The organism is Neorhizobium fuzhouense (assembly GCF_042611105.1).
Taxonomy (GTDB): domain Bacteria; phylum Pseudomonadota; class Alphaproteobacteria; order Rhizobiales; family Rhizobiaceae; genus Neorhizobium; species Neorhizobium galegae_A.
Genome location: NZ_JBHFFP010000014.1, coordinates 78,880 through 104,408, shown reverse-complemented (window position 1 = coordinate 104,408; position 25,529 = coordinate 78,880). Strand labels below are relative to the sequence as shown.

At 61.8% G+C, this 25,529-nt stretch carries 23 protein-coding genes and 1 pseudogene; 19 read left to right on the top strand and 5 right to left on the bottom strand.

Annotation, left to right across the window (positions count from 1 at the left end; translation table 11 throughout):
- Positions 1-83: 83 nt before the first annotated feature.
- Positions 84-1,433 (bottom strand): MmgE/PrpD family protein, encoded by a 1,350-nt coding sequence (locus ACEXP3_RS21590; RefSeq protein ID WP_377299254.1) that lies wholly within the window; start codon positions 1,431-1,433, stop codon positions 84-86.
- A 112-nt stretch (positions 1,434-1,545) separates the two neighbouring features.
- Here ACEXP3_RS21590 and ACEXP3_RS21585 point away from each other — a divergent pair, with 112 nt between their 5' ends.
- The 8 genes from ACEXP3_RS21585 to ACEXP3_RS21550 all read left to right on the top strand — a co-directional run bounded on the left by ACEXP3_RS21585 (position 1,546) and on the right by ACEXP3_RS21550 (position 10,984).
- Entirely contained in the window at positions 1,546-2,451 is a 906-nt protein-coding gene (locus tag ACEXP3_RS21585; protein WP_377299252.1) for a LysR family transcriptional regulator, read from the top strand.
- A gap of 49 nt (positions 2,452-2,500) precedes the next feature.
- The gene (locus ACEXP3_RS21580) at positions 2,501-3,415 is read left to right on the top strand and encodes a LysR family transcriptional regulator (RefSeq protein ID WP_377299316.1); all 915 of its coding nucleotides are present in this window, start codon (positions 2,501-2,503) and stop codon (positions 3,413-3,415) included.
- A 172-nt stretch (positions 3,416-3,587) separates the two neighbouring features.
- Entirely contained in the window at positions 3,588-4,532 is a 945-nt protein-coding gene (locus ACEXP3_RS21575) for an ABC transporter permease (protein WP_377299250.1), read from the top strand.
- Positions 4,529-5,347, top strand: coding sequence for an ABC transporter permease (locus ACEXP3_RS21570; protein WP_377299248.1), 819 nt, complete (start codon positions 4,529-4,531; stop codon positions 5,345-5,347). Before ACEXP3_RS21575 ends, ACEXP3_RS21570 begins: the two co-directional genes overlap by 4 nt.
- Positions 5,344-6,972, top strand: coding sequence for an ABC transporter ATP-binding protein (locus ACEXP3_RS21565; RefSeq protein ID WP_377299246.1), 1,629 nt, complete (start codon positions 5,344-5,346; stop codon positions 6,970-6,972). The genes ACEXP3_RS21570 and ACEXP3_RS21565 overlap by 4 nt, the downstream gene beginning before the upstream one ends.
- Before the next feature lie 2 nt (positions 6,973-6,974).
- A complete protein-coding gene (locus tag ACEXP3_RS21560; RefSeq protein ID WP_142881201.1) occupies positions 6,975-7,844 on the top strand; it encodes a serine hydrolase in 870 nt (289 codons plus the stop codon).
- A 38-nt stretch (positions 7,845-7,882) separates the two neighbouring features.
- Complete coding sequence (locus ACEXP3_RS21555) at positions 7,883-9,427, top strand: ABC transporter substrate-binding protein (protein WP_377299243.1); 1,545 nt, start codon at positions 7,883-7,885, stop codon at positions 9,425-9,427.
- A 114-nt stretch (positions 9,428-9,541) separates the two neighbouring features.
- Complete coding sequence (locus ACEXP3_RS21550) at positions 9,542-10,984, top strand: M20 family metallopeptidase (protein ID WP_377299241.1); 1,443 nt, start codon at positions 9,542-9,544, stop codon at positions 10,982-10,984.
- 246 nt (positions 10,985-11,230) lie between these two features.
- On the opposite strand, the gene ACEXP3_RS21545 is transcribed toward ACEXP3_RS21550, so the two are convergent.
- The 3 genes from ACEXP3_RS21545 to ACEXP3_RS21535 all read right to left on the bottom strand — a co-directional run bounded on the left by ACEXP3_RS21545 (position 11,231) and on the right by ACEXP3_RS21535 (position 13,367).
- A complete protein-coding gene (locus ACEXP3_RS21545) occupies positions 11,231-11,557 on the bottom strand; it encodes an Atu4866 domain-containing protein (RefSeq protein ID WP_377299239.1) in 327 nt (108 codons plus the stop codon).
- A gap of 104 nt (positions 11,558-11,661) precedes the next feature.
- A complete protein-coding gene (locus tag ACEXP3_RS21540) occupies positions 11,662-12,216 on the bottom strand; it encodes a nuclear transport factor 2 family protein (RefSeq protein ID WP_377299237.1) in 555 nt (184 codons plus the stop codon).
- A gap of 92 nt (positions 12,217-12,308) precedes the next feature.
- Entirely contained in the window at positions 12,309-13,367 is a 1,059-nt protein-coding gene (locus ACEXP3_RS21535) for an aldo/keto reductase (protein WP_377299235.1), read from the bottom strand.
- Positions 13,368-13,463: 96 nt separating this feature from the next.
- Between ACEXP3_RS21535 and ACEXP3_RS21530 the strand changes: the two genes are divergently transcribed.
- The 3 genes from ACEXP3_RS21530 to ACEXP3_RS21520 all read left to right on the top strand — a co-directional run bounded on the left by ACEXP3_RS21530 (position 13,464) and on the right by ACEXP3_RS21520 (position 15,723).
- Positions 13,464-14,354 (top strand): LysR family transcriptional regulator, encoded by an 891-nt coding sequence (locus tag ACEXP3_RS21530; RefSeq protein WP_377299233.1) that lies wholly within the window; start codon positions 13,464-13,466, stop codon positions 14,352-14,354.
- 105 nt (positions 14,355-14,459) lie between these two features.
- Entirely contained in the window at positions 14,460-14,909 is a 450-nt protein-coding gene (locus tag ACEXP3_RS21525; RefSeq protein ID WP_377299231.1) for a MarR family winged helix-turn-helix transcriptional regulator, read from the top strand.
- Positions 14,910-14,913: 4 nt separating this feature from the next.
- On the top strand, positions 14,914-15,723 hold the full coding sequence (locus ACEXP3_RS21520) for an NAD-dependent epimerase/dehydratase family protein (protein ID WP_377299229.1): 810 nt from the start codon (positions 14,914-14,916) through the stop codon (positions 15,721-15,723).
- Between the two features lie 12 nt (positions 15,724-15,735).
- Here the strand turns inward: ACEXP3_RS21520 and ACEXP3_RS21515 are convergent.
- A pseudogene (locus ACEXP3_RS21515) lies at positions 15,736-16,214 on the bottom strand (IS630 family transposase); the annotation flags it as partial.
- 556 nt (positions 16,215-16,770) lie between these two features.
- Between ACEXP3_RS21515 and ACEXP3_RS21510 the strand changes: the two are divergent.
- From ACEXP3_RS21510 to ACEXP3_RS21475, 8 genes are all read left to right on the top strand, one after another.
- Positions 16,771-17,796, top strand: a complete 1,026-nt coding sequence (locus tag ACEXP3_RS21510; RefSeq protein WP_377299227.1) for a LacI family DNA-binding transcriptional regulator — start codon at positions 16,771-16,773, stop codon at positions 17,794-17,796.
- Between the two features lie 19 nt (positions 17,797-17,815).
- Positions 17,816-19,093, top strand: coding sequence for an ABC transporter substrate-binding protein (locus tag ACEXP3_RS21505; protein ID WP_377299225.1), 1,278 nt, complete (start codon positions 17,816-17,818; stop codon positions 19,091-19,093).
- Between the two features lie 151 nt (positions 19,094-19,244).
- Complete coding sequence (locus ACEXP3_RS21500; protein ID WP_377299223.1) at positions 19,245-20,096, top strand: carbohydrate ABC transporter permease; 852 nt, start codon at positions 19,245-19,247, stop codon at positions 20,094-20,096.
- Positions 20,093-20,923: a carbohydrate ABC transporter permease gene (locus ACEXP3_RS21495; RefSeq protein WP_377299221.1), complete on the top strand. Its 831-nt coding sequence runs from the start codon at positions 20,093-20,095 to the stop codon at positions 20,921-20,923. Before ACEXP3_RS21500 ends, ACEXP3_RS21495 begins: the two co-directional genes overlap by 4 nt.
- Positions 20,924-20,934: 11 nt before the next feature.
- Positions 20,935-21,987 (top strand): ABC transporter ATP-binding protein, encoded by a 1,053-nt coding sequence (locus ACEXP3_RS21490; RefSeq protein ID WP_377299219.1) that lies wholly within the window; start codon positions 20,935-20,937, stop codon positions 21,985-21,987.
- A gap of 19 nt (positions 21,988-22,006) precedes the next feature.
- Entirely contained in the window at positions 22,007-23,272 is a 1,266-nt protein-coding gene (locus tag ACEXP3_RS21485; RefSeq protein ID WP_377299217.1) for an MGH1-like glycoside hydrolase domain-containing protein, read from the top strand.
- Between the two features lie 95 nt (positions 23,273-23,367).
- Complete coding sequence (locus tag ACEXP3_RS21480; RefSeq protein ID WP_377299215.1) at positions 23,368-24,636, top strand: glycerate kinase type-2 family protein; 1,269 nt, start codon at positions 23,368-23,370, stop codon at positions 24,634-24,636.
- A 479-nt stretch (positions 24,637-25,115) separates the two neighbouring features.
- Positions 25,116-25,517, top strand: coding sequence for a transposase (locus tag ACEXP3_RS21475; protein WP_377299314.1), 402 nt, complete (start codon positions 25,116-25,118; stop codon positions 25,515-25,517).
- Positions 25,518-25,529 lie beyond the last annotated feature (12 nt).

The window sequence follows — 25,529 nt, the reverse complement described above, 5'->3', positions numbered from 1 at the left end:
CTCCACTCATAGTGCCCGCTTGCCACCGATATAAGCTGGGCCGTTTGTCACAATCGGTCTGGGCCTCCCTTTCCGACCGATAGCTACCACACCATCCCCGCCAGCGCTTCGCTGACGGACGAAGCATCACCGAGTGCAGCCACGATGCCGTGCATTTCGTCGCTTTTGATCCCGCCCCAGCGCAGGCAACCGGTAAACTTGGAACGCTTTTCCTCTTCCGTCAGCGGGCAGGCGATCGATCCCCTCGCGTGAAGCCGCTCGGCGTGCAGCATGCGGCCGTCCTGCAGCGTGATGGAAACCTTGTGTGGCAGACGCTCGACACCGCGCTCTTCCTCGGCACTGTAGGCGTCCATGGCAATCTTTGCCATGTGCGTGCGCACTGCAGATCTCGACACCGCATCCGGGGTGAAGTCGGAAAGCGATAGCCTGCCCTGCAAAAGAGCAACCGCGAGGCAGTACTGCATCGAAAAGCGCGCCTGCATCTCGTCGGCCGGGTCTGGATAGGCGAGATTATCGCGGGCGGACCGGCCCACTTTCGTCTCGATGCGGATGACCTCGTCAAGCGAGAAGCCGTGCTCAGTCTGAAGGTCGAGGGCGGCATCGATCGCCCGATGCGTGGAGGCGCAGCAGGGATGCAGCTTGGTCACCAGCCCCCGGGTTTCGATGACATGCGCTCCATCCAGGGGCAGACCCGCCCAGCCGGCAGCCTGATCGCCACCGAACAGGTCGAGAAAGCCCTGGGGTCGCTCCAGAATATCCAGCCGGCCGGTCAGCCCGGCGCGGCTGAGGAGTGCCGCCTCGATCGCATTGCGGGCAGCCATGCCGGCATGAAAGGGTTTTGCGGCCGTTCCGAACTGCCCTTTGGGGCCGGCGGCCATGCTGGCTGCCAGGCTCATGGCCTGCGCGACGCGATCCGCACCGAGCCCCATCAGGCAGGCAACCCCGGCCGCGGCCCCGATGCAGCCCACCGTCGAGGTGCCGTGCCAGCCCCTGTTGTAGTGGGAGGGATTGACCCCGAAGCCAACCGAGGTCTGCGCCTCGAGGCCGACAAGATAGGCCGCAACGAGCTGATAGCCTGAGATCGACGCATCGCCCGTTGCGACCGCCAGGAGCGCCGGCACGAGCACGGCGGAGGCATGGGCGCGGGCCGGATGGAAGTTGTCATCGAAATCGAGGCAATGCGCCGCCGTGGCATTGACCAGCGCGGCAAGCGGGGGCGATCCGCGGCCGCCGGTCACGAGTGGCGATGCTCCCTCTGCGCCGATGTCCCCGGCAAAGGCTCGTGCCACCGCCTGCGGCGCGGCGTCCACGGCGCCGGCCAGCATGCAGCCCAACGTATCCGTGATCGCATCGCGTGCCCGCGCCAGCGCGACGGGGGAAAACGTGTTGCGCGACGCCACCTGCGCTGCGATCAACTCGAGAACCGTTGCCATTCCATCCAACCCCTGCAAGTCTCTGTTTCGGGCCGCATTGATGGGCAGCGATGCCCGACAGCGCAATCTTATGCAGATTGCGGGTGGTGCTATTCAGTTTGAGGAAGCAGGCATGCGGCAGAACAACGACATAACGATCAGCGTCAAGCACATCCAGACCTATGATGCGATTGCCGCAACCGGCTCCACCATCGCGGCTGCGGCAGACCTCGGCATTTCGCAATCCAATGCCAGCCGTCTTCTGCACCAGCTGGAAGTCTATCTCGGCGTGCGCCTCTTCGAGCGCGATAAGAACCGGCTGTCGATGACCCGCGAGGGCCTGCAGCTCGGCCCGGAAATCCGCGCGATCTCGGACCGGCTGACGGCGCTGAAGGTGACGGCCCGCGAACTGGAACAGGGGCGTTCGCTGGAGATTCCGCTCCGGCTCGCCTTTCCCGCCAGCCTTTCGGTGACGCTGGTGCCGCGCCTGATCAAACGGTTTCTTACGGACAACGGTCCGGTGCGAATCGAGATCGCCTCCGGCAATTATCTGGCGATCGAGCGTATGGTGGCGGATGGCCAGGCGGATCTGGGTTTCACCCGGCTGCCCTCTCCCACGGCCGGCCTGCGCGAGGAACATGTCATGCGGTCGCGCAACATCTGCGTGATGCACCGGGATCATCCGCTTGCCGGACAGCAGGCCCTGACGGTGCCGGAGTTGAAATCGCATGATCTCATCCTGCTGAACCGCGAGCGGCCCGTGCGCCACGAACTGGAAGCGCTGTTCTACCGGCAGGGGCTGCGCCAGCGGCCGGCCATCGAGGCCCATTCGGTCGGCTGCGCCTGCGCGCTTGCGGCGGAGGGACTGGGCATCGCCATCGTCAGCGCGCTGCTGGCGCGGGAATATGCCACGCTGCCGCTTGCCTTCGTGCCGCTGGAGCCGGCGCTTGGCGTCGACTATGCCATCGTCAGTTCGGACCGGCAGCCACTGCCGAAATCGGCGGCACCCCTGTTGCAGTATCTGCGCGAATGGGCATGAGAGGCAGAGGCCGCTTGACGGCATGGCATGAAGGTCCCCACGCTCCATGATCAATTTCCGACAGCTCGAAGTGCTGAAAACCCTGCTGGCCACCGGCTCGACGATTGCCACCGCCAGGAGCATGGGACTGAGCCAGTCCGGCGTCAGCCGTCTTCTCCAGCAGCTGGAAACGGATCTGTCGCTCCGTCTGTTCGAACGCGACAAGGGCCGGCTGATCCCGACGCCGGAAGCGCATATTCTGGCCCGCGATGCCGAGACCATTCTTCTCGGGCTGAACCGTTTTTCCGGATTGGCGGAGGATCTGCGCAGCGGCGCCAAGGGGCCGGAAGTCGTGCGCCTTGGCCTGCCGAGCAGCATGTGGGAAAATTTCGCACCCGCCATGCTGGTCGATTATGCCCGCGACTATCCCACGGTTCGCATCGAAACCTTCTTTGAGACGACCTCGAACATCGCCCGGCTGGTGGAGCAGAAGGTCATCGATTTCGGCTTCCTCCGCCATGAGGACCAGGTGCCGCCCGGCATCGACATGGAGATCGTGGCAACGGGCACCGGCGTCTGCGTGATACCGCAGGATCATCCGCTCGCCAGCCTCCTGGAGATCACGCCAAAGGATCTGCGCGGCGTGCCGCTGATCCTGATCGGACGCCAGAGGCCGACCCGCATGCTGCTCGATCAGACCTTCCAGCGCGCCGGCGTGAAGCAGAACGTCAAGATCGAGACGCATACCAACAGTTCGGCCTGCGCCTATGTGGCGCACGGGCTTGGGGTGGCGATCCTCAGCAGTTTCTTCGCCAACCTCTATCGCCATCTTCCCATCGTGCAACGGCCCTTCGTGCCGGTGACGACCCAGGATTTCGCACTGGCGACGCCTTCCGGCACCTCCTCCTCTCTGGCTGCCAAGGCGCTGATGGAAACGCTGAAGCGCCAGATCGCCATTTCGCAGCAACAGACTCCCGCGACCTGAAGCACCGCGTCCGCAGATTGCCGCGAGGGGCGGTCAGACTGCCCGGAATCCGCATCAACATATGACAAAAGCGCATAATATTGCGCCATTTTTCATCAACCTTCATAGTCTCAGCATAAACAGCCGGTGACTTTGTCAGATCCGGCCCCGCCAATCGCGTTCAGGGGAACCGATGATACGTTTCATACTTCACCGCCTGCTGATGGCGGTCCCTACGCTTGTGATCGTCGCTGTCACGGTCTTCGCACTGATCCGCTTTATTCCGGGCGATCCGGCCGCCCTGATGCTGGGCGACATGGCAACACCGGACCAGATAGCCGCGATGCGCAGCGATCTCGGGCTCGACAAGTCCATGCCGCAGCAGTTCCTCGTCTGGAGCGGCAATGTGCTGAGCGGCGATTTCGGCCATTCGATCGTCAGCAAGGAAGCGGTCCTGCCGCTCGTTCTGTCGCGTTTCATGGTATCGGCCGAAATCGTGGTGGTCGCCGTCATCCTCGCAAGCCTGATCGCGGTTCCCGCCGGCGTGATTGCCGCATGGCGGCAGAACAGCGTCACAGACCTTGCCCTTGTCGGCACGGCAACGGTGCTGTTGTCCATCCCCACCTTCTGGCTCGGCCTGCTGCTGCTCTTGTTCTTCGGCCTGAAACTGGGCTGGCTGCCGGTGCTCGGCTATGTCTCGATCGGCGACAACATCGTGGGCGGACTGCTCTATCTGGTTCTGCCGATCATGACGCTGGTCATCCACGAATCCGGCGTGCTGATCCGCATGGCACGCGCCTCCACGCTGGAGGTGCTGCGCCTGGACTACATTACCCATGCCCGCGCCAAGGGCCTCTCGGAACAGGCAGTGCTGTGGAAGCACGCCTTCAAGAATGCCTTCGGCCCGACCTGGACGATGATCGGCCTGATCCTCGGCAACCTGCTCGGCGGCATCGCCGTCATCGAAACGGTCTTCACCATCCCGGGTCTTGGCCGGCTGATGGTCGACAGCATCTTCCAGCGGGACTACCCGGTCATTCAGGGCTGCCTGCTGCTGGTCGCGCTCTCCTACGTGGTCGTCAACCTGATCGTCGACCTGCTTTATCCCCTCTTCGATCCGCGTGTGGTGGCCGAATGAAGTTCTTGTCTCTCAACGGCCTGATCGGCGGCATCCTGATTGCCGCTCTCCTGATCGTCGCAGCCACCAGCCTGTTCTGGACACCCTTCGATCCGATGAAGCTCAGCTTCACCGCACGCCTCGCAGCCCCCGGGGCCCAGCATCTTCTCGGCACCGACGAGTTCGGGCGTGATGTGCTGAGCCGCCTGATGATCGGCGCCCAGGCCAGCGTGTGGATCGGCGGCCTGACGGTCAGCTTCGCGGTCATCGCCGGCACCCTGATCGGCCTGATCAGCGGCTATGCCCGTGGCGTCATCGATGGCGTCATCATGGCCATCAACAATGCGCTTCTCGCCTTTCCCGGCATCCTGCTGGCGCTGGGCCTGCTCGCCGTGTTCGGCGCCAACCAGTACGGCATCATCTTCGCGCTCGGCATTGCCTACACGCCCTCCATGGCGCGTGTGGTGCGCGGCGCCGTGCTGTCGCTGCGCGAGCGGGAGTTCATCGAGGCCTCACGGGTGATGGGCAACGGCGAGATCTACACCATGCTGCGGCATATCCTGCCCAACTGCCTGGCGCCGATCACCGTTCTCGCCACCTCCATGTTCGGCTGGGCCATCCTGTCGGAAAGCGCACTCAGCTTCCTCGGCCTCGGCGTGCCGCCGCCGGCACCGACCTGGGGCAACATGCTGGCGGCCGGCCGGCCCTTCCTCGAACAGGCGGTCTGGCTCGGGCTGTTTCCCGGCCTGTGCATCGCGCTCACCCTGCTCGGCATCAATCTGCTCGGCGATGCGCTGCGCGACAAGCTCGATCCCCGCATGAGAGGTTTGAAATGACACAGGAAAAGCTTCTCAGCGTCAAAAATCTCTCGCTCGAGATCGCCCGCCGCAACGCCACCGTCGTCAACGATGTCAGCTTCGACGTGGCGCCCGGCGAGATCTTCGGCATCGTCGGCGAAAGCGGCTCGGGCAAATCCCTGGCGACACGGGCACTCGTCTCGCTGCTGCCGCCGGTGATCCACAAGACGGCGGGGGAGATCATCTTCAAGGGCCGTGACGTGACCGCCATGAGCGACAAGGATCTGCGCAGCATGCGCGGCGCCGAAATCGGTCTCGTCTTCCAGGAACCAATGACTTCGCTCAATCCGTCCATGACCATCGGGCGGCAGCTGGAGGAAGGTCTTGCCCTGCATAGCCGGGCGACGCCGGACGAGCGACGCACCAAGATCCTCGCCATGCTGCACCGTGTCGGTATCCGCGATCCGGAAGGGGCGCTGACCGCCTATCCACACGAGTTTTCCGGCGGCATGCGCCAGCGCATCATGCTCGCTTCCGTCATGCTCCTGAAGCCGGCCCTGCTGATCGCCGACGAACCGACCACGGCGCTCGATGCCGTCGTGCAGCGCGACGTCATGGAACTGATGGTGGAACTGACGCAGGCGGAAGGAACCGCGGTGGTTCTGATCAGCCATGACCTGCCGATGGTGGCCCGCTACACAAGCCGCATCGTCGTCATGGAAAAGGGCCGGATCGTCGAAGCCGGCAGCACCGAGGACATCCTCGAACGGCCGCAGCACCCTTATACCCGCAAGCTGCTCTCCTCTCTGCCGATCCGCGGTGCGGCGCGGACGATCGGGACCGCCTCGGCGCCGGTTGTCTCGGCGCGCAACATCGTGGTGGACTATCCTGGCCGCAAGTCGCTTCTCAAGAAGGGGGCGCCCAAGCGGGCCCTGCATGGGGTCTCCATCGACATTCATGCTGGCGAAGTGGTGGCGCTGGTCGGTGGCTCCGGCTCCGGCAAGACCACGCTCGGACGCACCATTGCCGGCCTCGTGCGGGAAAGCGGCGGCGAGATCCTGTTCGAAGGCCGGCGGCGGGATGCCGACTGGCAGGACTATCGCCGCAACTGCCAGATGGTGTTTCAGGATCCCTATTCGTCGCTCGACCCGCGCATGACGATCCTAGCGCTGGTAGAGGAGGCGCTGCGTCTGGTGCCCGGCATCGACAGGGCCGCCAAGAGGAAGCGAGCCTATGAGACGCTGGAGGAGGTCGGGCTCGGCGCCGACTATGCGCTGCGCTATCCGCACGAACTGTCCGGTGGCCAGCGGCAGCGCGTGGCGATTGCACGCGCGATTGCCCGTCGTCCCCGCTTCCTCATCGCCGACGAGCCGGTCTCGGCGCTTGACGTCACCGTTCGCGCCCAGGTGCTGACGCTCTTTTCCGACCTGCAGAAACGCTACGGCTTTTCCTGCCTGTTCATCAGTCATGACCTCGGCGTGGTCGAACAGGTGGCGGACCGGGTGGTGGTGATGCAGGACGGGCGCATCATCGAGGAAGGCGACCGCGACACGATCTTCGACACCCCGAAACAGGCTTACACCCGTCGCCTGCTCTCGGCCATTCCCGCACTCGATCTCAACGAGACCGGCGGCGTCCGCCTGAAGTGGCGCCTGGAGACCTGACCATGACCGATACCACAACCATCGAGAACACCGCCGTGGCCGAACGGCTGAATGTGGTCTGCGACGCGCACCCCTTCGTCACGCGCTTTGCCATCCGCAATCTTGTCACCGGCGAAACCTTCGAGCGTGGCGCGGACGAAGAGACCCCGTCCGCCAGCACCCGCAAGACATCGATCATGATGGCGGCGCTGAAAGCCGTCCGCGATGGCAGGCTCGATCTGGATGAGCGCATTACCTATGAGGCGCGCTTCGCCGAAGAGGTGGCAAGCGGCATGTTCCGCTACCTGACGCCGGGCATCGTGATTTCGCTGCGCGATGCCATCACCGGCATGATGGTGCTCTCCGACAATGTCTGCACCAAGATGGTGTTCGAACGCCTGACGCTGGAGGAAGTGAACGCCTACTGCCAGGCGATCGGAATGAGCGGTACGCATCACCGTTTTCTCATCCCGCCGCTTGCCCTGTCGCCCGATCACGCCCTGAAATCGGTGACCACCACCACTGCGCGCGACCAGATGCTGCTGCTTGAGTGGATCCTCGACGCGCAGACCTCGGCTGCCGCAGCCGAACGGCTCGGCGTGACGCCAGAGCTTGCGGCCTATGCCCTGCAGACGCTGAAAAACCAGATCCTGCGCTACGCCATTCCGTCGCGCCTGCCCTTCGGCACCGTGGTCGCGCACAAGGGCGGCACCGGCAAGCGCGGACGAATGAATGCCGGCATCGTCTACCGCGACGGAAAGCCCTTCTACATCATCGCCGCCTTCACCGACGCGGTGCCCCAGGAAATGGCGGATGGAACACCGGGCTACACGCTGTCGCTCGAAACCATCGGCCGCCTGTCCCGCATCTGCTGGGACGGCTTTCACGCCTGACATTTCCGGAACAACGAACAACAGAGAGGGTAGAACACATGAAAAGCTTACTTCTGGCCGGCACCATTCTGATGGCGCTGACCTCGGCCTCCGTCGCCCGCGACATTGTCATTGCCCAGAGTTCGGACCTGCGCAGCAACAATCCCGGCGTCAACCGTGACGGCAATACCGACGGCGTGATCCTTCACATCGTCGAGGGGCTGGTGGGCTATGCCAACAATGGCGAAGTGAAGCCGCTGCTGGCTGAAAGCATTGCCATGTCCGCCGATGGCCTGACCTACACCTTCAAGCTGCGCCCGGACGTGAAATTCCACAATGGCAAGGCCCTCACCGCCGACGAGGTTGTCTGGAACTGGAACCGCTACATGGATCCGGCCACCAAATGGACCTGCATCAAGGACTTCGATGGCAGCGGCACCGTGAAGGTGACCGGCATCCAGGCAACCGATGCCACGACGGTGGTGATGACGCTGGAAAAGCCTTCTGCCGTCTTCCTCGGCCTGATGTCCCGCCCGGAATGCGGCTATACCGGCATCATTGCGCGGGAATCGCTGGCGGCCGACGGTTCGTTCGACAAGCCGATCGGCACCGGCCCCTTCCAGTGGGACGCATGGAAGAAGGGCGAATACATCCACCTCAGCAAGTTTGCCGGTTATGTCTCGCCGGCCAATGACGGCAAGCCGGATGGCATGGTGGGCTCCAAACGGCCACTGGCGGATGGCATCAAGTTCATGGTCATTCCGGATGCCTCCACGGTGAAGGCCGGCCTGCAATCGGGCGTGCTCGACACGGCGGAAATTTCTCCCGATCTCATCCCGGAATTCGAAAAGAGCGAAAAGACCAAGGTCATCATCTCCCAGAACAACGGCAAGAACCTGTTCTACATCCAGACCCGTGATCCGGTGCTCGGCAAGCCGGGCGTTCGCCGCGCCATGGCCATGGCGCTCGATCTCGACGAACTGGTGGCCGCCGCGTCGAACGGAACCGGCAAGCCGAACGGCTCGATGGTCTCGTCGGACTCGGTCTATTTCAGCGACATCCAGAAGAAACGCCTGCCGCATGATCTGGCCGCCGCGAAGAAGGAACTGGCGGCCTCCGGCTACAAGGGCGAACCGATCAGCATCATCGCCAACAAGCGCGGCAATGTCCCGAGCTTCCCCGCTGCCGTCATCGCCCAGGCGATGCTGCAGCAGATTGGCCTCAACGTGCAGATCGAGGTGCTGGACTATGCCACGCAGGTGGACCGCCGCCGCTCGGGCAACTACCAGATCATCTCGCAATCGGTGGCCCCGCGTCTCGATCCCGCGCTGATGTACAGCTTCTACACCGGCGACAAGGACAAGAACGCCTCCCTGATGTGGGACAATCCGAAGGCGATCGCGCTGATGAAGGCCGCCTACACGGAAATCGACGGCAAGAAGCGGCAGGCGATCTTCGACGAGTTCCATGAACTCATGCTGCAGGATATGCCGGGCATCTTCCTCTACGACATGATCGATGTCTGGGGTGCGGCCAAGTCGCTGAAGGGACAGCCCGTCTGGCAGTCCAATGCGCGGCTCTGGGAAGTCTCCTTCGACAAGTAAGCCTGTCTAAAAATGAGGGTGCCGCAACCGTCAGGCGGCACCCATCCGCCTGTCCGGATGGCCAACAGCCTGCTTTCCCCGCTCCCCGCCATCCCGTCTCCCCAAGGATGCATCATGCCCGACATGCCCGCCCTCCACGCGCTGACCCGATCCATCGACAGCCTTGCACCCGACATCGTGACGCTCAGCGACCGGATCTGGGATTTTGCCGAGCTGAAATTCCAGGAGTTCCGCTCCGTCGACCTGTTGATCGGGGCGCTCAGACAGAACGGCTTTTCGGTGCGCCAGGACATTGCCGGCATGAAGACCGCCTTCATCGGCGAATTCGGCGAGGGCAAGCCGGTCATCGCCTTTCTCGGTGAATATGATGCACTGGCGGGCATGAGCCAGGAGCCGGATGTGGACTATCCGGCGGAGCAGACACCCGGCGCCAGCGGCCATGGCTGCGGCCACAATCTTCTCGGCTGCGGATCGCTTCTTGCCGCCGTCGCGCTGGCGCGGCATCTCGCCGAACACAAGCTGCCGGGAACCGTGCGCTACTACGGCTGCCCCGGCGAGGAAGGGGGCTCGGGCAAGACCTTCATGGCGCGCGCGGGCGCATTTGCCGATGTCGATGCCGCGCTCACCTGGCATCCGGCACCCTTCAACGGGGTGCGCTCGACCAACAATCTCGCCGTTCTCGAATATTACTACCGGTTCAAGGGCACGGCCGCCCACGCCGCCAATGCAGCCCATCTCGGTCGTTCCGCGCTTGATGCCGTCGAACTGATGAATGTCGGCGTCAACTTCCTGCGCGAGCACATGCCGCAGGATTGCCGGGTGCACTATGCCATCACCGATGCCGGCGGACGGGCGGCCAATGTCGTGCAGGCCAGGGCCGAGGTCCTCTATCTGGTGCGTGCTCCCGAAATGTCGCAGGCGCTGGCGCTTGCCGAGCGGGTCAACCAGGTGGCGCAGGGTGCCGCCATGATGACCGGAACGGAAGTCGAGATCGTGTTTGACACGGCCGCCACCAACCTGCTGCCGAATCTGGCGCTGGAAGCGGCGATCCACGCCAATCTGGTATCGCTTGGTCCCGTTCCCTTCGATGAGGCCGATCTCGATTTTGCCCGCAGGATCCAGGCAACCTTCACGCGTGAAGCCATCAGGAGCAGTCTCCGGCTCTACCAGATCGACCGCGACGTCTTCTCCAACGAGAAGATTGACGGATCAACCCCGCTGCATCTCGGCCTGCGCGACTTCGAGGGTCGCTCGCATTTCCGCGCCGGCTCCACCGATGTCGGCGACGTCAGCCGGGTGACCCCGACCGCGCAGTGCTGGGCTCCGACCTGGGCCATCGGCACCAATCCGCATACCTGGCAGGTCGTGGCGCAGGGCCGCAGCCCCGGCGCCCACAAGGCCATGATCCACGCCGCCAAGGCACTGGCGACCACCGGCCTCGATCTGCTGACCTCGCCGGCTCTGCTGGCAAAGGTCCAGGCGGAATGGTCCGAAAAGATCAGCCGGGAACCCTATGTCTGCCCGATCCCAGACCACATCCAGCCGGATGTCGGATGATGATAGGCGATTTTGGCGCGGGATGTTCTGGAGATCTGCATCCCGCGTGCCGCCCTTAAAAACTAGCCTCATTTTCAGGTGCGGCAGTGTTCTGCTGGCCGAAGGCGACCCCGGCAGATAGGTGGTTCGAAGCTCTTGAAGGGGTGCATGGGGTCTGCCCCTGCCACATGGCCTGTCAGATGGATCGAGAAGAACCTGCGGCGCCATCGCTCTGGCCCGATTGCGCGCGAAGGCTCGTTCGATCTATCAGGGTGTCGCGGGCTTTCGACGCAAGATCATGCCGCCATGGTGCAAGGTGTTGGCATCGACGAAATCGCCGTCGGCGGTAAAGCCCGTATCGTCCCAGTACTCGATATGCGTCCCGTCGACTTCATAGCGGCCTTCATAGGCTCGTTCGCGCTGACCGCGCGCTTCGACATAGCGTCCGTTCGGCAGAAGTTCGTGGTGGACACGGTTGTCGTCGGTGACCCACATGCCGGCGTAGGGATGGTTCGGCTGCAAATTTGTTTCCTGTGCTTCTACGGATTGAAACGAAAGGGTGGCTGTGACGAGTGCTGCAAATGCCGGTCGCATGGTCTGGCTCCTTTAGGCGTTGCTGTTGTCGGTCTGGTGAGGGCGCGAATACGCGCGCGGTGCCGGTTTGGCAGACGCGCAGGTTTGCCGAACCGCAGCATCGGTCATGGGGAACGCGGGGCGTTGTTATCCACGACCTGTTGATAGGCAACAAGATCCAGGAAGGCTTCCGCATTGACGACGAGGCCGTCCTTCATCTTGAGAATCCAGACGAACTGGTTGCGGTAAGGTGCGCCGGACGTCGTCGTCGCCGTCCCGTCGAAGCGGATCACGACGGTGTCGCCATCGGCAAAGATGTCGTGCACCTGCGGCATGATCGGCGTCGCAAGGCGGCTGGTCAGGGGACGAGAGGCCTGTTCGACGAAATCAGTCTGGTTGCGATAGGTGCCGGCCACCGGGCCCGAGCCATGAATTGTCCAGACGACGTCGGGGGCGAGGAGTTCCGCAAAGACATAGGTGCCTCCACGCCATTTTTGGAAGGCCGCATCGACGATCGCCTTGTTCCTTTGCTCGACCGCGGCGCTGTCGGCAGCCTGCACCTGCGTTGCCGTGGTGTTGGCGATGGCTGGACCCGGCAGGGCGAGCGACAGCAATGCCAATGTGATCAGAGCCATATGGCTCGCGCCGGCGACCCGCGGGCGTGTCGGAAGAATGGTCATGGTATCGGTCCTTCTGTTGCTGAGGGCTTGGCGGGGCCTATCGACGAGTGATGAAACCGGATGCACCGTCGACAGGACGCGCGTTTGAACGGTCAGTCACGGCGTTCGACCGCCGCACCGCCGAAGATCAGTTGCTGGACAAGGGGACGTTGCGTGAAGCGGGCGGGAAAGACGGGGACTGGCGCGCTGATCCGGTCCAGACGATCCAGTTGCTCCGGGGTCAGCGCCAGATCCAGAGCCTTGAGATTGTCCTCGGCCTGGGCAAGCGTGCGCGCGCCTAAGATGGGGGAGACGACGGCCGGGTTGGCCAGCGTCCAGGCAAGCGCCACACGCGACGGCGTGGAATCGGCCTCTTCCGCGACGGTTCGAACCTCGTTCGCTATGTCGATCGCACGCCGGTTCAGATGCCCCGACGACGCTATCACCCCCTTGCGGGTGGCGGACACGGCTGCCTCTTGCGAATCCTCGACATCGGCAAGGGAATACTTGCCTGTGAGCACGCCTCCGCCGAGCGGCGACCATGGAAGCACGCCGAGACCCAGAGCCGCTGCTGCCGGCAAAAGCTCATGCTCGACGGTCCTCTCGACGAGGCTGTACTCGATCTGTAGTGCCACGAATGGAGACCAGCCACGATTGTCGGCGAGGGTCTGCATCTGTGCAACGCGCCATGCAGGTGTGTTGCATATGCCGAGATAGAGCACTTTCCCGGAACGAACGAGGTCATCGAGTGCCCTCATCACCTCTTCAGGCCGGGTCGTCATGTCCCATGCGTGAAGATAAAGAAGGTCGATGCGATCCGTGTCGAGCTGCTTCAGGCTCTGCTCGACGGAGCGAACCATGTTCAGGCGGTGGTTGCCGCCCGAGTTCGGGTTGCCCGGATCGCGTGCCATGGTAAATTTGGTCGCAAGAACGATCCGCTCGCGCTTGTCGGCGATGAAGGTTCCAAGCAGGCGTTCGGCACCGCCATCGGTGTAGTTGACCGCCGTGTCGAGGAAGTTGCCGCCTCGATCGACATAAAGATCGAAAATGCGGCGCGCCTCGTTGCCGTCGGCACCCCAACCCCATTCGGAACCGAAGGTCATCGTTCCCAGGCTTAACGGTGAAACGCGCAAGCCCGACCGTCCAAGAAGTTTATAATCATCAAGCGCCATGTCAGCTCTCTCCTGGTTGCGAAAACCAAGGTAGGCGGCTCGATAAGATCAAACAACTTGCCCAATGATGACCATGCTGTTAAATCAATTTAACCAATGGCGATCGATCTGAACGGCATTTCTGTTTTCCTGGCAATCGCGGAAGCGCGCAGCTTTCGTGTGGCCGCGGAGAATCTGGGCGTCACGCGGCCAGCAATCAGCCAGGCCATCCGTCGTCTCGAAGATCGGCTCGGCGTGGCGCTCGTGCGTCGCACGACGCGCAGCGTCAGCCTCACGGAGGCCGGCGAACGACTGTACCAGCGGGTGGCGCCGGCGATCTCCGAAGTTGGCCTGGCGCTCGACGCGACGACGGACCGCCACAGCGCGCCGAGCGGACTGTTGAGGCTTGCGGTGTCATCCATCGCCGAGCAGTTCATCTCCGGTCCGCTTCTGGCTCGTTTCGCGGATGCCTTTCCCGCCATTCAGATCGACGTAACAGTTACAGACGAGGAATTCGACATTGTCGCGGAAGGCTATGACGCTGGGGTACGTCTGGGCGAAGTCATCGATCAGGATATGATTGCCGTTCCGGTTTCGGGCGACCAGCGCCAAGGCGCCTTCGCCGCGCCGTCCTATATTGAACGTTTCGGCACGCCGGAACATCCTTCTGAACTCTCCGCGCATCGCTGCATAGGCTGGCGCCCAACACCAGCCAGCGCGCCCTATCGTTGGGAATTCGGCCAGCATGGACGCGACTTCGATGTGGCTGTAGACCCGCAAATCACCACCAATGACATGTGGCTTATGATCCGAACAGCCTGTGCCGGAGGCGGCATCACCTTCGGAATGGACGACACTTTCCAACCCTACGTCGAATCCGGCCAGTTGGTGCCTCTCCTTCAGGACTATTGCCCTCCGTTTGCTGGTTTTTTTCTTTATTACCCAAGTCGGCGCAACCTCGCTCCGAAGCTCCGGGCACTCATCGAACATGTGAAGCGCTGGCGATAGCGCCCATCGTGACATCGCTGTGTCTTACCTGGCTCACCTCTCCCCGAATTGACATTCGTTTGCTACCTTGCAATTATCGTTAGGTAGCAAACAAATGAGTTCTCAATGCGGGATCAGGCGGACACCAAAAATCTCTCTGTGGGCGACTGGTCCAAGCGGTGCTATTTCGCCGGTCGGGCTCTCATGGACGAGCGGCTGCGACCCTTCGATCTAGGGTCCACGCAGTGGTATGTCCTCTGGTATCTTGTCAACAACGGCCCGTCCGTCCAACGCGACCTCGGTCGCGCTCTGGAACTCGAACGCGCCACCTTGAGCGGAATCATCGCAACGCTCGTCCGCAAGGATCTGGTTGTGCAGACCGCGGATGGCGGCGATCAGCGACAACGTCTGCTGACGCTGACGGCGACGGGAGAGGCCCTATGGCGACGGCTACCTGATCTTTCTTTCATTCACGACGCTGCTTTCGGCGGAATTAACGAGGCTGATCTGGCAACGACCATACGTGTCCTCCAAGCAGCGACAGAAAGACTGCAGACCCTGTTGAGAAAGGATTGAGCGGATGACCGTACTGATTACCGGGGCCACCGGGCTTGTGGGTGAGCGACTTGTCCCGCGGCTGGCCGAGACCGGCTTTGCCTGCCGCGTCCTGCTTCGGCCAGGCAAGGATTGCCCCGCGGGCGCAACAGGCGTTACGGGCGACATCCTCGACCCTTCGAGCTTGGCGAAAGCCGTCACGAAGATTTCTGCTATCGTGCATCTTGCGGCCGTCTTCCGCACGCAGGACACCGACCTCATCTGGAAAAGCAATTTCGATGGGACGCGCAACCTGATCACCGCCGTGAAGGCCCATGCTCCCGATGCGCGCTTCATTATGTCGAGCACCAGCCATGTCTACAACAGGGACAATCCGCATCCGGGACGGGAAGATGATCCGGTCGATCCACAACACGCCTACCCCGCAAGCAAGGTTGCAGCAGAACGGGAGCTGCGTGAAAGCGGGTTGAATTGGTCGATCCTTCGCTTCCCCTTCGTCTATGGCGAGGGTGACGGACATCTCCAATCTCTTCCTAAGCACGTCAGCACTTGGCATCCGGCGCAACGCATGAGCACGATCCACCATCGTGATATCGCACAAGCAATCACGCTGGCGCTCAAGGGGGATCTCGATCGGCACATCGTCAATTTGGCCGACGAGGCGCCCTCCTCCATCTATGAACTTGCCGGTTTAGTCGGTTCCACATTGCCACAGAATTCCGAGCCTCTCGCGAATCCCTGGTACCTGCATGTCGATGCGTCCCTCGCCCGCAGCCTGGGTTTTCGTCCCAGTATCAGGACCGTTTACCAGGCCTGGCAGGAAGGGCTTTCCTAGAGTCTGTCAGATTTAAATTGAACCATAACCTGCATGTCTAAAATAGTTTGAGCACTCCTGCGGACTGAACGCCTTGAGGAGTTCTCCTATTCGTCTTCATGTTGTTTCGACGGCTCTCTCGTCCGCCTTTCTGACGAGCGTCTTGAGCTTGGCGAACATCATCTCGATGGGATTGAGGTCTGGACTGTATGGCGGCAGGAAAAAGATATGTGCGCCGACATCTCGGATCGCGTCTCGGGCTCGTTTTCCTTTGTGGCTCCCGAGATTGTCGAGGATGACGATATCGCCAGCCTTGAGAGTTGGACCAGGCTTTGCTGGACCCATGCGGTAAAGGCGATGCCATTGATCGGGCCATCGAGGACGAAGGGGGCAACGATGCTGTCGCGGCGCAGGCCGGCCAGAAACGTCAGCGTCTTCCAATGACCATGAGGGACTTTTGCGATGAGTGGCTCGCCGCGCTGACACCAGCCGCGGGTGCGCGTCATGTTGGTCTTGAAAGGACTCGAACGGTCGACCCGCGACTTAATGCGCTAAGCAATTGAATATAAATCGCTTCGTGCAAGCCGAACGTGGGCTGTAGCGTAACGTCGAATTATGGAACCTGTATAAGAGCGCAGGCATCTGGTGACTGCCTCTGCCAGCATGGCCCGACGCAAACGGCCGAGAAATGCTGCCTGTCCATCCGCGGGTTGGCGCATCCTGTATGCCCTTTGATCGAAGCCATAATCTTGTCACCGACAGCCGAGGACGGGGAAGCCGACCTGATCTCTGCGAGAACGGCTTTGGTCGTTGCCTCCGCCCGCCGGGCGTAAATGCATACGGGCGGACTTCAATTATGGCGGCTTTCATGTCGCGATTGGCATCGTCGAAGGTCAGCTCCACCTGGAACAGGCGCATATTGCCTCTTTGATCCCATAACCATGACATTCCGACAGTCCTTCAGTCGCGTCTCTGGTGCCCGTATAGATCCCTGAACATCCCCCAAAACGTTTTGGTATTGACTCCCAAAACGTTTTGGGAGATGTTTCCGTCATCTCGGGAGGAGATATGGCCAATCTGAAGCAACTTGCCCAGTCGCTGGGGCTTTCAATCACCACGGTGTCGCGCGCATTGGATGGGTATGCCGATGTGTCGGCGGCCACCCGAGAACGTGTGCGACAGGCGGCAGATCAGGCTGGTTACCGTCCCAATGCATCGGCCCGCCGATTGCGCAAGCAGCGCGCCGAACTGGTGGCCGTGACGTTGCCGAGCGAACCGGGTCATATCGGCCCTGCCCATTTCCTCGAAATGCTCTCCGGCTGTGCAGAGCACCTCGCCGCTGCCGGCCTCAATCTTGTCATTGCACCGGTTCCGAGCGGCGAAAGCGAGCTGGACATGTGCCGACGTTTCGTGGACGGGCAGAGGGTGGACGCCATGCTTCTGGTGCGGACCAAGCGCCAGGACGAACGCGTCGAATTTCTGCAGTCTCGCGGCATCCCTTTCGTCACCAATGGCCGCACGGAATCGTCTACCCCGCATCCCTTCATCGATGGCGATGGTCTGTCCGGCTTTCGTCGGGCGACGCTGCGCTTTTATGAGGCAGGCCATCGGCGTATCGGCCATATCGCCGGCCCTCAGACGTATTTTTTTGCGCATGAACGCAAGAAAGGCTGGCAGTCGGCGATGCAGGATTGCGACCTGCCGGCAGATCTTTGCGTCGAACAGTCTCCCACCGAACAGGGTGGCTACGAGGCAGCGCTGACGATCTTGAACCGGACCGATCGGCCGACCGCGCTGGTCTGCGCCACCGATGAAATGGCGATCGGTGCACTGCGGGCGCTGCGCGAGGTCGATGGAGGGGACGTGATCAGCCTTGTCGGCCATGACGACCTGCCGATCGGGTCTTTCACCAGCCCGGCGCTTTCGACGATGCGCATGACCGGCGGCAATCTAGGGCGCAGCTTTGCATCGCTGCTGCTGAGAGCCATTGCCGGCGAACCGGCTGACACTCTGCAGGAACTGCATGCGATCGAATTTGTCGATCGCGACAGCCATCGCCGCCCATTTGGCGAAATGAACAAAAATCACAACTGACGACACAAGGAGGAGAAAAATGAGGAACCTGTTGTCACTCGCAATCCTGGCCTCGGCGGCCATCGGCATCACTGTGCCGGCCGCAGCCCAGACCGTTTTCCTGTCCACCCAGCTACGCCCGATCGAGGAAGCAACGGCCGTGCGCGAGGAATTGCTGAGCGGTCTCGACAAGCCGGCCGACTATGTCGTCGAAGAACCACCTCAGTTTGCCGTGCGCATGGAGGCCGAACGGCAGGCGGGCAAACACACGATCAGTCTCGTCGGCGCCCTGCATGGTGAATTGTCGCCGCTCGCCGACAGGCAGGCGCTTGAACCGCTCGACGATCTCGCCAAGAAGCTCGCCGGTGCCGGCATGCCACAAGCGCTGCTAGATCTGGGCAAGCTCGGCAAGACCGAACAGCAATATATTCCCTGGATGCAGGCCACTTATGTGATGGCCGCCAATAAGGACGCGCTGCAATACCTGCCCGAAGGCGCAGACATCAACAAGCTCGACTACGATCAGTTGATCGCTTGGGGCAAGAAGATGCAGGAAGCGACCGGAGCGCCCCAGATCGGCTTTCCGGCCGGACCGAAGGGGCTGATGGCCCGCTATTTCCAGGGTTACTTCTACCCGTCCTTCACAGGGGGCGTGGTGCGCACCTTCAGGAATGCAGATGCCGCAGCCGGCTGGGCCAAGCTGAAGGAACTCTGGACCGTCGTCGCGCCGACCTCGACCAATTACGATTTCATGCAGGAGCCGCTGGCTGCGGGTGAAGTCATGGTTGCCTGGGATCACGTCGCCCGCCTGAAGAACGCTATCTCCGCATCTCCGGACCAGTATGTCGTCTTCCCGGCACCGGCCGGTCCGAAGGGACGCGGCTACATGCCGGTCGTCGCAGGTCTTGCCATTCCCAAGGGTGCGCCCGACAAGGCCGGTGCCACGGCGATCATCGAGCATCTCGCAACCCAGGAAGTGCAGTTGAAGACCGCATCGCTGGTCGGCTTCTTCCCGACGCTCAATGTGAAGCTGCCGCCGGATCTCGATCCGGGGGTGGCGTTGCTGGCAGGCGCCGTCACCGCGACCCAAAGCGCTCCGGACGCGGTGATTTCGCTGCTGCCAGTCGGGCTTGGCGACAAAGGCGGCGAGTTTAACAAGGTCTATATGGATGCCTTCCAGCGCATCATCCTGAAGAACGAGCCGATTGATGCTGTCCTCAAGGCGCAGGGTGAAGCCATGACCAAGTTGACGGCCGACACCAAGGCAGCGTGCTGGGCACCCGATGCGAAAAGCGACGGCCCCTGCCCCGTCGAATAAAGAGAGCCTCCCAGCTGATGGTGACCGAACGAGAATGTCCGGTCACACATCGCTGCGTCGATCGAACGGTTCCCACCGGCTGACCGCCGCGGCCTTTCTAGATGATGTCCAATCCAAATGACCGAGGTCTGCTTTTGAGAAGCGAGAGCCGATGACCCAAAACCGATCCTGGATCCCTTATCTGCTGATCCTGCCCACCGTGGTTTTTCTAGGCCTGCTGTTCGTCGTTCCGCTCGTACAGACGCTGTGGCTTGCGGTGTCCGACAATGGTGTGCCGTCGCTTGCCAACATGCAGACGATGGTGAGCGATATCAATTTCGGCAGTTCCATCCTGAACACCTTCCTGCTGACGCTCGCCGTCGTGCCGATCCAGATCGTCATGGCGCTGGCGATGGGCACGATGGTGTCGAAGGTCAATGGCGGCCGCGAAACCATCCTGTGGATCTGGACGATACCGCTCGGCATTTCCGACCTTGCCGCCGGCATGGTCTGGCTGTCCATTCTGCAGAATACCGGTTATCTCAATACGTTGCTGTTCAGCATGGGCCTCATCGAGCGGCAGACGGCCTGGCTGACCTATCAAACGCCTGTCGCACTGTTTGTCGGCATCGCCATCGCCGAAATCTGGCGCGGCACCGCGATCGTGATGATCATCATCGTCGCCGGTCTCAACCAGGTGCCGAAGGAGTTCAAGGAAGCAGCCGAAATCTTCGGCGCAAGCCCATGGACACGGTTCACGCGGATAACCTTGCCGCTAATCCGCCCTGCCCTGCAGTCGGCACTGATCCTGCGCACGGTGCTGGCCTTCGAGGTGTTCGCCGTCGTCTACGCGCTGGGCGGACGCAATTTCCCGGTCCTCGTCGGTGAAGCCTACAATTGGCAGAACCAGAACCAGAATTACAGCGTGGCCGCCGCCTATGCGGTGCTGATCATGGTCATCTCGCTGGCCGCCACCCTGTTCTATCTCAAGGTCATCAAGGTTGATCCGGAGCGCCTGCCATGAGCACAGCCAGCAATACCGGCTTCATTTCCGCCCGCCGGTTCCTTCTGTGGAGCGGCATCGTGGCGCTCTGCGCCTGGGTTCTCGTGCCGATCTATCTGGTCGCGCTCGGCGCACTGGGCGGTCGCACCGGCGTCTATCAGTGGCCGAAGTCAATCCTGCCGACCAATGTGTCGCTGCAGCCCTTCATCCTTTTCCTGCAGACGGAAGGTGTGTTTCAGTCGTTCCTGAACTCGCTCGGGGCTGCCGGCATCACGGTTGCGTTGTCGATCCTGCTCGGTGCACCGGCAGGTTACGCGCTGGCACGGTATGATTTTCGCGGCAAGGACAGTTTCCGGCTTCTCGTCCTGCTTACCCGCGCCTTTCCGCTTGCGATCCTGGCGTTGCCGCTGACCGTCTCGTTCATCCGTCTCGGTCTCTATGACACGGTCGTCGGCGTTGGCCTCATCCACACCGTGCTCGCGCTGCCATTCGCGGCTCTCGTGACACAGGGCATCTTCCTCGGCGTTCCACGGGAATTGGAAGAAGCCGCCTGGGTGTTCGGATGCACCCGTATCCAGGCCTTCTTCAAAGTTGTTGCACCCCTTGCGCTGCCGGGCCTGGTGGCAACCGCTGTGTTTGCCTTCGTCATCTCGTGGAACGAGGTGTTTGCGGCCTCGGTGCTGACCGTGCGTCACCGCACGCTAACCGCCTATCTGCTGACGGTGCTGTCGGAAAGCCCGATGCATTACCGCTTTGCCGGTGGCCTGCTGCTCATCCTTCCTTCTGTTGTCTTCATCTTCGCGGTCAGGCGTTACCTCTTCGCGATCTGGGGCATCTCCTCCAAGTAACGGAAAAAATCATGGCCAACATTGTCATCGACAATATCCGCAAGAGTTTTGGCGCCTTTCAGGCCCTCAAGGAAGTCTCGCTGACGATAAACGACGGGGAGTTCGTCTCACTGCTCGGCCCGTCCGGCTGCGGCAAGACCACGCTTCTGCGCATTATAGCCGGCCTGGAGACCGCCACGTCAGGTGACATCAGCATCGGTGGCCGCTCGGTCATCGGACTGCCCCCGAAAGACCGCGGGCTGGCCATGGTGTTCCAGAACTACGCGGTATTCCCGCACATGACGGTCTATGAAAACGTCGCCTTCGGCCTGCGCATGCAGAAGGCCGATGACGCACGCGTTAGGAAACAGGTCGAGAAGGCGGCAGGCCTGCTGCATATCGAACCCTATCTCGACCGGTATCCGAACAAGCTGTCGGGTGGCCAGCGCCAGCGCGTCGCCGTTGCGCGTGCGCTCGCTGTGGAACCGGGCGTACTCTTGATGGACGAACCGCTGTCCAACCTCGACGCGCTGTTGCGCCTTGAAATGCGCACGGAACTCAAAACCGTCTTGCAGGCAGCGGGCACCACCACGATCTATGTCACTCACGACCAGACCGAGGCCATGGGTCTTTCAGACCGCATCGCCGTCGTGCATGACGGACGTATCGAACAGCTCGCCACACCGGTGGAAGTCTACAATCATCCTGCAACCCGCTTTGTCGGCGGCTTCATCGGCAACCCGCCGATGAATTTCATCACAATGCCGGTGCTCGACGGACAGGTCACGCTCGGCAGCGAGCGCCTTTCCGTTCCAGCCAGCAGCGGCGACATCGTGCTCGGCCTGCGCGGCGAGACAGTCGAACGGGCACCGACCGGCCAAGGTCTGGAAATGCAGGTCCGTGTGGCCGAGCCAATGGGATCGCATCTGCTTCTGACCGGCAGCATTCTCGGTCAGCCGGCGCGCGTCATCCTGCCCGCCACCGAAACCGTCCGAAATGGCGAAACGATCGGCCTCACCCTCGACGCCAAGCGCGTCACCTGGTTGTCGCCTGTGGATGGCGTTTCCTATCCGGCTGCAGCCTGAAAGATCTGGAGTTTTTCGAATGACCAAGCACTTTGACGAGGCCAAGCGTATCCTTGCCGCCAATGATCGTGGTGGATACACCGTCCCGACCGACAGGCTCTACCCCTTCCAATGGAACTGGGATTCGGCCTTCGTCGCCATGGGCTTTGCCACCTACGACATCGACCGTGCCTATCGCGAACTGGAACGCCTGATCGAAGGCCAGTGGGCTGATGGAATGATCCCGCATATCGTCTTCCATCAGCCGAGTGACACCTATTTTCCAGGCCCCGGTGTCTGGCGCACCCGTCACACGATTCCGACATCGGGAATAAGCCAGCCACCGGTCTTCGGCATGGCCCTGCGAGTTGTCCACGAAGCCGCAGAAAAAGCCGGCGTGGAGAATGGCCGCGCTCGCACCATTGCGCTCTTTGAAGCGGCGCTGAAATGGCACCGCTGGTGGTATGCGGCCCGGGATCCTGAAGGTACCGGCCTCGTCGCCCTGCTGCATCCGTGGGAAAGCGGCAGCGACAACTCGCCGGCCTGGGATATTGCACTTGCCCGCGTCCCGACGACGACCGACACCGCGGTCGTGCGCAAGGATACCGGACATGTCAACGCCGATATGCGCCCCCGCGACGAGGATTACCGCCGCTTCATCCATCTGGTCGATACCTATGCCGCCTGCGGCTGGGATCCGGCGAAGCAGTGGGAAAAGGCGCCGTTCAAGGTGGCCGAAGTGCAGACAACCGCGATCCTCCTGAAGGCCGGTGAAGACCTCGAACATCTGGCCCATATGCTCGATCTCGACCAGGCCGCACAGGAACTTTCCATCTATAACGACCGCTCCCGCCGCGCCCTCATGGCACAGTGGCGACCGGAGCTTTCCCGTTTCGTCTCGCGTGACCTGATCTCCGGCGCCGATATCGAGGCGCCGACCCAGGCCGGTTTCATTCCCTTGCTCGCACTCGATCTGGATGCCGGCATGGGCGGCGCCGCTGCAGCCGAAATGCGGCTCTGGTCGAACGACATGAAGGTCGCATTTCCGACCACCAAGCCGTTCGTCGAAAGTTTCGAGCCTAAGCGCTACTGGCGTGGCCCCTCCTGGGCGATCATCAACTGGCTGCTGATCGACGGACTGGCCCGCAATGGCCAGACAGAGATGGCAGAGGCCCTGCGCTCAAACACAGTCGCTGCCATCGAAACAGAAGGTTTTGCCGAATATTTCGATCCAATCACCGGCGAGGGATGTGGCGGTCTCGGCTTCTCCTGGACCGGTGCGGCCTATCTCTGGCTGGCAGCATGAGAGCACTCACCGTCGCGGAGTAATGACGGTCGAGCTTCCGATAGATGGTGGATCGGGAAGCCGAAGTCCCCGCACTTATAAGGCAGACATCGCCCATGTCGTGGAATGATCAGACCGTTCGATCCCTGTTGCGCCGGATGTTCGATGCTGCCGTCGAAAGTGCGGCCCCATCCACGGCCGTATTGCGCAACCTGCCGCCGAAGCCAGCCGGCAGATGCATCGTCGTCGGTGCCGGAAAGGCATCGGCTGCCATGGCGGCAGCACTCGATGCCGCTTGGCCCGATGTCGATGTTTCCGGTATCGTCGTGACACGCTACGGACACGCGGTCCCGGCAGGGCGCATTCGCATTATCGAAGCGTCGCATCCGGTACCGGACGACATGAGCCTGAAGGCAGGCCGCGTCATCCTGGAGGCGGTGCAGGGGCTTTCGGAAAACGATCTCGTCATCGCCATGATCTCCGGCGGGGGGTCAGCCCTGCTCGTGGCTCCGGCAGGAGACATGACGCTGTCGGACAAGCAGGCCGTGAACAAGGCCTTGCTCAAGAGTGGCGCCACCATTCGCGAGATGAACGCCGTGCGCAAACATCTGTCGCTGATCAAGGGCGGACGTCTGGCGATGGCGGCGCGGCCGGCGCGCGTTTTGACGCTGGTGATCTCGGACGTACCGGGCGACGACCCGTCCGACATCGCCTCCGGGCCCACGGTCGCCGACGAATCGACCATCGAGATGGTCCGCGAAATCGTGCAACGGCGCCAAATCCAGTTGCCGGCGCGCGCGCAGGCCGTGCTTGAAATGGGTCATGAAACCCCGAAGCGTGAAGAACTCTCCAGCAATGTCCGGGTTATTGCCGCCCCCTCCCTGGCCTTGGCTGCTGCCGCACGTGTCGCAGACGATGCCGGTGTCAGCACTCTGATCCTGGGCGACGCACTGGAAGGTGAGGCCCGTGAAATGGGCACGGTCATGGCGGGTATCGCGCTTTCCGCTCGAACCCAAGGAAAACCTGTTCGTGGACCAGCTGTCATCTTGTCCGGCGGAGAGGCAACCGTATCAATCGGAGCCGCTCAGCCCGGGCGTGGTGGACGCAACACCGAATTCCTGCTCGGCCTTGCCGTGGCACTTGCAGCCAATGACGGTATATGGGCGCTCGCAGGCGATACAGATGGCATAGACGGTACGGAAGACGCAGCCGGCGCGATTGTATCGCCATGCACTTTGACGAGGTCTCAGCAAGCCGGTCTTGATGCGAAGCTATTCCTATCCTCGCACGACAGCTACTCGTTCTTCGAAGGGATTGGCGATCTGATCAAAACCGGCCCTACCCTCACCAACGTCAATGATTTCCGGGCGATATTCGTCCGTTGAAGTTGGAGACTATGACGCCTTCAGCCGGAAAAGGCATTCGTCGCTATCGTGACGAGACATATCGCGGCGAAGTCAAAGTTACGATCCATTTCTCACAGCCCTGATCGGCGCATTCAACCAGATGAGGCCGGAAAGGCCCAATGCTGCTTCGACCGGCAGCATGAATGCGCTCATCCTTGGTGGAACAGATCCGGCAAGCGGCTGCTCCTACCCCTAAGTCGAAACCTATGCCGGGGGCCAGGGCGGCCTTCCAGGCAAGGCCGGCGCCGATGTGGCTCGATCGAGGGAGCGATAGAGGTCCTTGCAACACCACCTCGATCCCGAACAACTGGTCTGGTGGGGCCCATCGCCATTCCGACTATTTGGGCTCAGGTGCAAAACGGCCGACCGGGACATTCATAGGTTCGATAGCGCCACCGCGAAGGCCCACCGCTGTTCCGCTGGCAGAAAAGGAGGGCGGATTTTGAAGCGATCGGTCGATCAAGAGGCGGCATACCGACAAAATCCATGCGGTTGTCGACGGTTGCGGCAATCCAGCCGCGTTGCGAATAACGTCTGGGCAACGCGCTGATGCACCCATTGCCATCCCGCTCCTTATAAATCTGCCGCCAACACGTCTCTGCGCCGCAGATACGGCTTACGACAGCGGTGCCTTGCGCAGCTTCCTGACAACGCGCGGCATGGAACAGTCATTCCTGACAATCAAAACGAAGGGGATACGACCGTTCGAACCGATCGCCTACCGAAGACGCTATAGCATTGAGCGAATACTCTGCGGTCTCAAGGACTGGAGAGGTGTCGCGACGCGATACGACAAGCTTATGATAAACTTCGCAGCAACCTGCTACATCGCAGCTATCGTCACATGGTGGATCAATTGATCCTGGAGCCTC